14 protein-coding genes are annotated in these 7,481 nt (G+C 51.6%); all 14 read right to left on the reverse strand.

Annotation, left to right across the window (positions count from 1 at the left end):
• Window position 1: 1 nt before the first annotated feature.
• Window positions 2-355 carry a hypothetical protein gene (locus IE308_RS36520; protein ID WP_190221194.1) on the reverse strand — a complete coding sequence of 118 codons (354 nt, stop codon included), beginning with the start codon at window positions 353-355 and terminating at the stop codon, window positions 2-4.
• A gap of 152 nt (window positions 356-507) precedes the next feature.
• Window positions 508-789, reverse strand: coding sequence for a hypothetical protein (locus tag IE308_RS36525; RefSeq protein ID WP_190221195.1), 282 nt, complete (start codon window positions 787-789; stop codon window positions 508-510).
• Between the two features lie 12 nt (window positions 790-801).
• Window positions 802-1,032: a transposase family protein gene (locus IE308_RS36530; protein ID WP_190221196.1), complete on the reverse strand. Its 231-nt coding sequence runs from the start codon at window positions 1,030-1,032 to the stop codon at window positions 802-804.
• The gene (locus IE308_RS36535) at window positions 1,029-1,583 is read right to left on the reverse strand and encodes a GntR family transcriptional regulator (protein WP_190221197.1); all 555 of its coding nucleotides are present in this window, start codon (window positions 1,581-1,583) and stop codon (window positions 1,029-1,031) included. The genes IE308_RS36530 and IE308_RS36535 overlap by 4 nt, the downstream gene beginning before the upstream one ends.
• Window positions 1,584-2,041: 458 nt before the next feature.
• On the reverse strand, window positions 2,042-2,251 hold the full coding sequence (locus IE308_RS36540; RefSeq protein ID WP_190221198.1) for a hypothetical protein: 210 nt from the start codon (window positions 2,249-2,251) through the stop codon (window positions 2,042-2,044).
• A 310-nt stretch (window positions 2,252-2,561) separates the two neighbouring features.
• The gene (locus tag IE308_RS36545) at window positions 2,562-2,732 is read right to left on the reverse strand and encodes a hypothetical protein (protein WP_190221199.1); all 171 of its coding nucleotides are present in this window, start codon (window positions 2,730-2,732) and stop codon (window positions 2,562-2,564) included.
• Between the two features lie 12 nt (window positions 2,733-2,744).
• On the reverse strand, window positions 2,745-2,999 hold the full coding sequence (locus IE308_RS36550) for a hypothetical protein (RefSeq protein WP_190221200.1): 255 nt from the start codon (window positions 2,997-2,999) through the stop codon (window positions 2,745-2,747).
• 110 nt (window positions 3,000-3,109) lie between these two features.
• A complete protein-coding gene (locus IE308_RS36555) occupies window positions 3,110-3,310 on the reverse strand; it encodes a hypothetical protein (RefSeq protein ID WP_190221201.1) in 201 nt (66 codons plus the stop codon).
• Window positions 3,311-3,679, reverse strand: coding sequence for a hypothetical protein (locus tag IE308_RS36560; protein ID WP_190221202.1), 369 nt, complete (start codon window positions 3,677-3,679; stop codon window positions 3,311-3,313).
• 2 nt (window positions 3,680-3,681) lie between these two features.
• Window positions 3,682-3,900 carry a hypothetical protein gene (locus IE308_RS36565; protein WP_190221203.1) on the reverse strand — a complete coding sequence of 73 codons (219 nt, stop codon included), beginning with the start codon at window positions 3,898-3,900 and terminating at the stop codon, window positions 3,682-3,684.
• Window positions 3,901-3,964: 64 nt separating this feature from the next.
• Window positions 3,965-4,270 (reverse strand): hypothetical protein, encoded by a 306-nt coding sequence (locus IE308_RS36570; protein WP_190221204.1) that lies wholly within the window; start codon window positions 4,268-4,270, stop codon window positions 3,965-3,967.
• A gap of 756 nt (window positions 4,271-5,026) precedes the next feature.
• Window positions 5,027-5,854, reverse strand: coding sequence for a hypothetical protein (locus IE308_RS36575; RefSeq protein ID WP_190221205.1), 828 nt, complete (start codon window positions 5,852-5,854; stop codon window positions 5,027-5,029).
• A gap of 100 nt (window positions 5,855-5,954) precedes the next feature.
• Window positions 5,955-6,116, reverse strand: coding sequence for a hypothetical protein (locus IE308_RS36580; RefSeq protein ID WP_190221206.1), 162 nt, complete (start codon window positions 6,114-6,116; stop codon window positions 5,955-5,957).
• The gene (locus IE308_RS36585) at window positions 6,113-6,781 is read right to left on the reverse strand and encodes a hypothetical protein (protein ID WP_190221207.1); all 669 of its coding nucleotides are present in this window, start codon (window positions 6,779-6,781) and stop codon (window positions 6,113-6,115) included. Before IE308_RS36585 ends, IE308_RS36580 begins: the two co-directional genes overlap by 4 nt.
• Window positions 6,782-7,481: the final 700 nt, after the last annotated feature.

Here is a 7,481-nt window from a genome sequence, read left to right on the forward strand (position 1 = left end):
ACTACTCCGATTCAGCCTTGAGACCGCAGGTTGTCTTGTTGGGGAAATTCGTTAGAAAGTTATCCTTGCTTGTCATGTGCGTTCCGTGAGTACCAATGTACTCCCAGAGAATATTGTCATCCCCGAAACCTACCACACGAACCATGTCCATGCTGTCGCTGGAGAAAATGTCTCCAGGGTGCATCTCCTTCTCATAAAACACTAGCTCGTCCTCGTAATACCAATCGTCCTCTACCTCATAAGTCTCATTGTCGTACCGAATATTTGCCCGCTTTGCCGTATCGTCAATGCTGACAACCGTTGCTGGAATTCGGCCGCCAATGTAACGGACCCTGTGACCCCTCTTGAACTTCATTTCACTTCCCTCCGTAAAACATCGGGTCCCCACTCCCCTGACAAATGGTGGCTTGGTAGGCTCACCGGCAGGCCCAACCTCCTTCGTCGGCTGAGCCTACCTTTTCGTGAGCCTACCACCATTTGTCAAGGTCGCGCCCGATGTTTTACTAGCTAGTCAAAAATCGGGTCAATCTCGCTCAAAAGCACAACACTTCCCTCGAAGAGAGAAAATTGAGCGCCCTCGTAAGAATGCTCAATGAGCTGCCAAAGGCTTGTACCGTCGCTCACGATGTGACCGTCGCGAAGTTTTTCCCACGCGTATCTGGCTGCTTCCCATTCTTCGGTTGGGAAACTATCGTCATCGATGAGCTGAATCTTTAGATGGTCCCAGCTTTCTTCTGCGTGAAGATGGACTTTCCCATTAGAAAGCTCCTTCTGAAAGACCAGAAACATTACGCCACACCCTCACAGGAACTCGGACAGGAAACCTTTGCGCCGTACAATTCCATTCACCCGACCAACTGTGATGCCAAAAAGTTCCGCCACATCACCGGGTGAAATGTTGCGACGCTTCACCAGCTTCACAACGAGCCGCTCAAATTCTTTCAGTCGAGGCGTTCGCTGTTTGTTTTGATGTGCCGTCCGAACGGCGAAAAGAAGCTCCCTTTCACCGTTCGTCAGGCCTTCAATTTTCACGCGACTTCATAACCAAGGCGAAGATTGTCCGGGTTAATGGGCTTAATAAGATTGTAGCCCACAAGAATCTTGATAGCGTCACGAATTGACCTGCTGCCGCACTGAAACTCAGCAGCCAATTCACGCCCCGAAGGAAGCGGCATGCCAGGCGCCATCGGTTCAACGTGCTTGTGGTAAATGTCCTTCGCTACGCGATCGGCCAGCATTGAGCCGAACTTGATTTCCTTCGGCTGCTCAGGAAGTTCGGGCCCAGTCGGTTCGTCCAGTTCAGGGAAAGTGTCAGGCTGCATAATTTCAGCCTTCACCTTTTCAGCGCTCGGCTCAAACTTCTTCAGCTTCGGCTTCGACTTAGGCGCAAGATGCTCATTCAACATCGCCCGAACTTCAGGCTCGGGAATACCGGTGACAGCCGAAATGTCAGGCACATCCAATCCCCCACCCGACTGACTGAAAAGCTTTCCGACGAGCCTAATCACCTTCTTCTTTTGGACCTGCGTGTGGTAGTAGCGAACTAGCGCCAGAAGTTCCTTTTCGTCTTTGTTCAAGGCCACTTTGAACCCTTTCTTTTAGCGTGGAGTGGCCCCGTCGGGAGTCGAACCCGAAACAAAATGAAGTTGGGAGGGGTGGTTTCCGCTTCAATTTGCACCGCATGCGGGGCCTTGTTACTTAACGCCAGTTCTTCATGAACTTGTTGACCTTCTTACGGTCACGTCGCTTCTGCGCAGGCGTCAAACGACGCACACCATTCTGAGCGTAGTAATGATGCAGCCGCGACTTACCATTAAGCGTCTTAACTCGGTTCAGTCGACTCATAAGATGAATGTCGTCACCGGTGTAAGCAATCATTTTGGCCTCTCCTTAGTTTTGAGGTGAGGGTGAAAAGTGGCAGCCTGGCAGAGTGAAGGCGCCCAACCAACCCTTTGAAACAGCCATTTAGATTTGCCGTCCTAGCCTGCTTCAAATGCGCCCTGCCACTTTTCCTTACCGGGTTGTCCGACCACTCGAAAGTTTAACTTGCGCTATCGCTTTCGCTGAACTTTTCCGGCGCCGTGCTTTCGTCCTCGACGCCCTCAAATTCCGCCCGACATTCAGCCGAGCAAAACATCGGGTCTCCTTCTTCACCAGATTTGTCTTCGACCGGCTCTGTTTCGCAATTAGCGCACGGCTTGTTTCCTAGACCGCAGCCACCGAAAGCCACAAGGTCGTAGTTGTAATTCATTTTCACCACCTCCAATAGCCGGGGGAATCGCGCGCCCAGTCAAACGGCACGCAAGAGAAGCAGTCGCAATCCTCCTCGTGAGTTTCTTCGTCAGCTGATTCCGACTGCATTCCACGTCCAGCCTTCAAAAGCTTCCTGATGCAATTCGCTTTCAGGATTACTGTGGGCTTCCTTGCTTTCGTCTACCTCGTGACCCTTTCGCCGCATGCAAACGCCAGGACCATCCCACATTTCAACCTCATCAAGGCAAAGCTCTTCGTCGGGAAGGCTGTCGTCTCGGTTTGTGTCGTCGTAGAACTTTCTGGGCACTTTAATCCCCCAGCATGGAAAGAACTTCGAGCAGCTTCTTGAAAGGCTCAGAAAAGGTGTCGCTGTTCACCGAGTGAAAAACCCTTGCTGCGTCAGCGGCAATTTCTCCCGCCTCCCGCGCATCGCAGGAGAACTCGACGTTGATCTGACTCGTCGGCGGCTTGATATGCATTTAGTTTTCCCCTTACGCGACAATCGTCACATCGTGCATGGCTTCGACATGAATACTGCCAAAATTGATTGGCGCGTCACCGTATTCCAGCACCTTAGTGACTGCGTCGTTTTCGTTTACTGCTTCCACAATGTACGAATGACCGTTGCTCCCGTCATTCGCTACGTTGTTGCGGTACTTCACGAACACCCGAAACATGACCTTTTCAGGCTCCTTGCTTTCGGCGCTCGTGAAAGCGCTGCTGAATTCTGCGTCGTGACTTTCCATTTTTCCCCTCCGCGTTGTTTTGGCCTCAAAGGCTGGGGTGACGCCTGTAAGAAAGGCGCACGCGAAGCGTGTGCTATTCTGTAGGGTTCACCCCAGCCTGGTGTTTGAGGTCAGTTCTTTGTGATGCGAATTTCAAGCCCATCAAAGTGAGCGAAGTTTAGGGTAATGTGATTCCCCTCCTCCCCCCACGTCACCGTGCAACTACCGACGCTTTGCGCTTCATCGAAAAGTCGCGCCGGAATGTGAATCGAGCCGAAGTTGTCTTCGCCCTCGTTTGCGGTGACCTCGATTGTTGCCCACTCGTCACTCATTTAGTGCCCCATCAGGTACTTGAGCTTAGCCGACATTTCCGGGTCGTCCTCCATGACAAACCCAGCAACAATCTGCTTCAGGAGAACATCGAGCGGGACGCGTCGCTTCAGAATCTCGAAGCGGAATTCGTGCTCATCCGTCTTCGGCCAGATGCGCAGGACCATTTCACTGCGCTGCGCCAAATGAGTCGACGCGAAAGGAACGCACTCGGGGGGCTGCGGCCTTTCACGGCGTGCGACTACATCCCCATTAGGGAGAATGTAGATGACTGTCGGCCACGTCGGATCCGGCTCAGGATCAGGATCCGTGCTGGCGAAAACCCTTCTCGGCGGACCTGAAATACTGTCTACCCACATTTCATCTGACACGCCTAGGCAACCTTTCTCAGTTCGATGCGCTTGATAATGAACGAACTTTCGGGGGTGGGAAACTCAGCAAACTCACCCTCGAAATTCCAGCCAGCGTCAATCCGCAGGAAATCAAGCTTGTCGTTATGCTTATCGAGCAAAGCCTGAACAAACCTACCTGCGATTTCAGTACTGAAGCACTTTGCTATCTGGCAGCAAAGTTCCAGAAAGTCAGCTGTCACCCCACTATGTGTGAAAGGTGGCCCATCACCATCCTCTACACCATGTAGATGGTACTCGAACAAATTACTCGCCCTCCTTTGTGGGGTCGGTGACGTTCTGGTAGTCGAGCTTTTCGGTCGTGTTGAAAACGTTGTAGTGAGGCTTTCCGTCCTTACGATCCGCCCACGTGAGAAGAGCGGCGCAGATTTCACGAGCCGTGCGGGTGTCGCGAATCGCAGTGGCGAAACCTAGTGAACCGAGGATCGAGATTTCATCCTCATTGAACTTTAGGGTAAGTGAATCTTCTTCGACGAGTACGGGCACGTCCAATTCGTAATCCCGACCCTCGGTAATCGCGTCGATCATTTCGACGACCTGCTCAACGTTCATTCATCATCCTCGAAATGTGCATTGATGAAGTCGCGAAGCTTCAACGCTTCAGTCTTGGTGTAATTGTTAGGACCAATGTCTAGAGTCTGGTCCTTTCCGTTGTACTTAACCAGGACGGCGTCCGCATAATCGTCGTCCAACCAAATGGCAGGCAACATTTCCTGACGCTGATCACACCTTACCGTGTGCTCATTTCCGTTCTGGCATCCAATGCAGCAGAACCAGAATTGATCCTTGGAGGCGAATGGCTTTCTATTGCAGCCGGTACGCTCGCAAGTTTCCATGTCATCCCCCTAGGTCAGCCTCGCTGATAAAGTTCTCGCAGCTCGAATCGCATTCACCCATCATCAATTGACCTGCGCAGCAAGGCTCTTCGTTTTCGTCAGTCACTTACTTTCCCCTCCTCGTCTAGTCTTTCAAGGCCGGGCACCTAACATTTTGCTAGATGCCCGTCCCTTCAAAGGCTAGCTCGAAATGACAATCGCTGCGGGCTTACCGTTTCCGTGAACCCACTTGTGACGCCGCGAATCGAACCTGACCTTTTCCTTACAGCTTGCGCATCGCATCATGGCTCCATTGTTATCTCAACGTGCACATCACGAACCGCGAAACCAATCATGCAAGCGCCAAGCAGAAACGCGACCAGCACGAACACTCGCGAAAAAACTTTGCGTCCGAATGGCACGATTGAAATGACTCGTTCGCCGCTTCGCTTTTCTGACCTCGATTTCGGCTTCCGATGCTTGCCCCGCCCCACTACTTTCCTCCACGAGATTCAACCCCCATTCCGAGCATGGATCGCGCCTGCTTAATTCGGAGTAGGACGTCGAATTCGCGTGAGGTGAAATGCTCGACCAAGACGTAGCCGATCTTTCCATTGTCATTCCTTATGGCGCGATTACGTTCCTCCTGAATGACAGAGAGCATGTTCACGCACTCACGCAGCGTAGTGAGGAATTGCTCTGCTTCCGCCTTATTGAACTTGTTGGTCAGCTCAAGCCACGCGTAAGTGCCGTCGTCCCAAAGTCGAACGACAAAGTCATCGAGGCTGAAGAAATCGAGGAAATCATCCCTGCCCTTATTGGAGCAGAACACGAAACGCGTGATACCCAGGGCTTCAGCGCTCTCATCGATCGTAACCGTCGACGTGTCACGTCGATTGGGATTGAGGTTCCACGCCGTAAGAAGCTCACAGAAATGGTAGTGAATCTTCAGCGTGTGCTGGGGAAGATGCGCAGGCCAATCCAAGGCCGTACGCCAGCCGCGTGTAGAATCGTGGTCGGCAATGTCCGCAGGCATCTTCGGCATGATTTCGTCAAGCCGGTCCTGAAGCAGAGTGACGATAGCGTCAATTTCCATGCGGTCAGAAACCGTCAGTGGGAGATTGCCCTCACGGTAAGAGTTGAGCATGTTTTCGTATTCGATCAGGTGCCGCTTGAGAACCTGCATGCTCATTTCGTGAATGTGAGCCTCGAACCACTTTGACCGGCCGGGCTGAATTGCATTGACCGCAAAATTAGTGGGCTTCGCAAGCGAAATGCTTGTCGTGCCCACCGACACCTTATTGTCAGAAAGTTCAGTCACTTTTAACCGCCTTAGGTTCGTGAGTTGTGACATGAACGTGGGGGGTGACTTTTCACCCTACCAAACCAGGCCACTAGATCAGTAGGGTGAAACTTAGGGTTCACTCGTTCGAGTGAACATCCTTAACGGAAAGGGCGGCCTCAATGATGTGCTTGTCCAGATCGTAATGGAACGTGCACACCACGCCCTCATTTGGGTTACATGCGCAATTGATTCCCTCGTTAAGTTTGTCGATGTTGGTTGTGTTGGTTTCGTCGCTCACTTATCTCCTCCGGTAACATATTCCACAGCCAGCTTGAAAAGCTCAGGATTCTTTTCTTGCGTACGTCGAACTTCGTACGCCATGCGATCCCTGTATTGAGCGTACCAAATTGGGCTATCGAGAAAACTCTCCATCACCTGAATCATGTGTCGCAATTCAGTGATGTGGTTGTTGAGAAAGTTTCGCTGAGTTTCCAGAGCGTCGCTGTAGCCAGGCGACGTGTTCAGAATTACGTGCGCCATGCGCTTGCGAAGCTTGCGCTGGAATTCATCAGTGATCGCCCAATTCTCAGGCTTCACTTTGACAATGAACGGATACGGCTCAGCTTCCTCGTCTACCATGAGGCGCAGAAAATCAGGCACGCTCACCAAATTTCCAGCCAGCGGAACAAGCGGCTGACCTTCTTCTGAAGCGGCCCAACTTGCGCTCAATCGTCCATAGAGCATTGCATTGTGCTGCTTCCCATATTCACGCAGGAAGCCACTTTTCACCAAACCGGTGATAGCTCGACGAACCGTTTGCTCACTCAAAGTTGGCTGCTGAAGTTCCCGAAGTTTTACGTTCACCCGATCAGTTGCCTCGCGAATGGTGAGCTTTTCACTTTCGTCAAACATTTCAAACACAAGGCTTTGGTTGGACAAAGCGATTTGTGAGGGCGTTGCCATTTGAAATCACCTCCCTGTCAAAGTTGAAACTGAGCCGGACCCATGGCCGGTGTGCACTATATGTCCATTCTCCGGGTATCTCGTAAGGGTGTCAACGGGTAGTCTACCCTACCCGTTGTCATTTTGGAAAAGTGTAAAAGTCGCAGGTCAGAGCTTGATCAACTGTAAAAGTCATCGGACTCACAGTCAGACTGACACTCCTTTCAGTCGGTCTGTCTGTGAGGTCCAGGGATGTTGACATGGGGGTGTAAATGTCCGATTTTGCACGAAAGTCGGATAGAGGCGCGAAAGTCACGCTTCACCCGTTAGGGGTAGGTATCACCCATATGGGTGAATCAATTTGGGAGAAGCAATTTGATTCGCGTGATTTTGTAATTGCGCTTCTTCGCCCAATTCAGAGCATCGGTTGTGAATCGGCCGAACACAATGTATTCGTACCCGTCATCCAATGTGATGAGCCAGGCCTTTTTGAGCTTCATTGTCCCTCACCCTCTGGGCGCCGGAAATTCCATGCAGCGCACCTTTTCATTCTCGCTAGGTGCTCTCACTTATAGGTGAATGCGGGCATAAAAAAAAGCCCACTCAATTGAGTGGGCTAGGGTCATACATTGGAACAAGTGCATGGGCCGCAATCAAAGCAGCCATCATCGTGGCAGCAAGATTTCTCTTCCGGCTTTCGTTCTCCACATCGCAAGCAATA

It is taken from the genome of Streptomyces griseosporeus (assembly GCF_014656055.1).
In the GTDB taxonomy this organism is placed as follows: domain Bacteria; phylum Actinomycetota; class Actinomycetes; order Streptomycetales; family Streptomycetaceae; genus Streptomyces; species Streptomyces griseosporeus.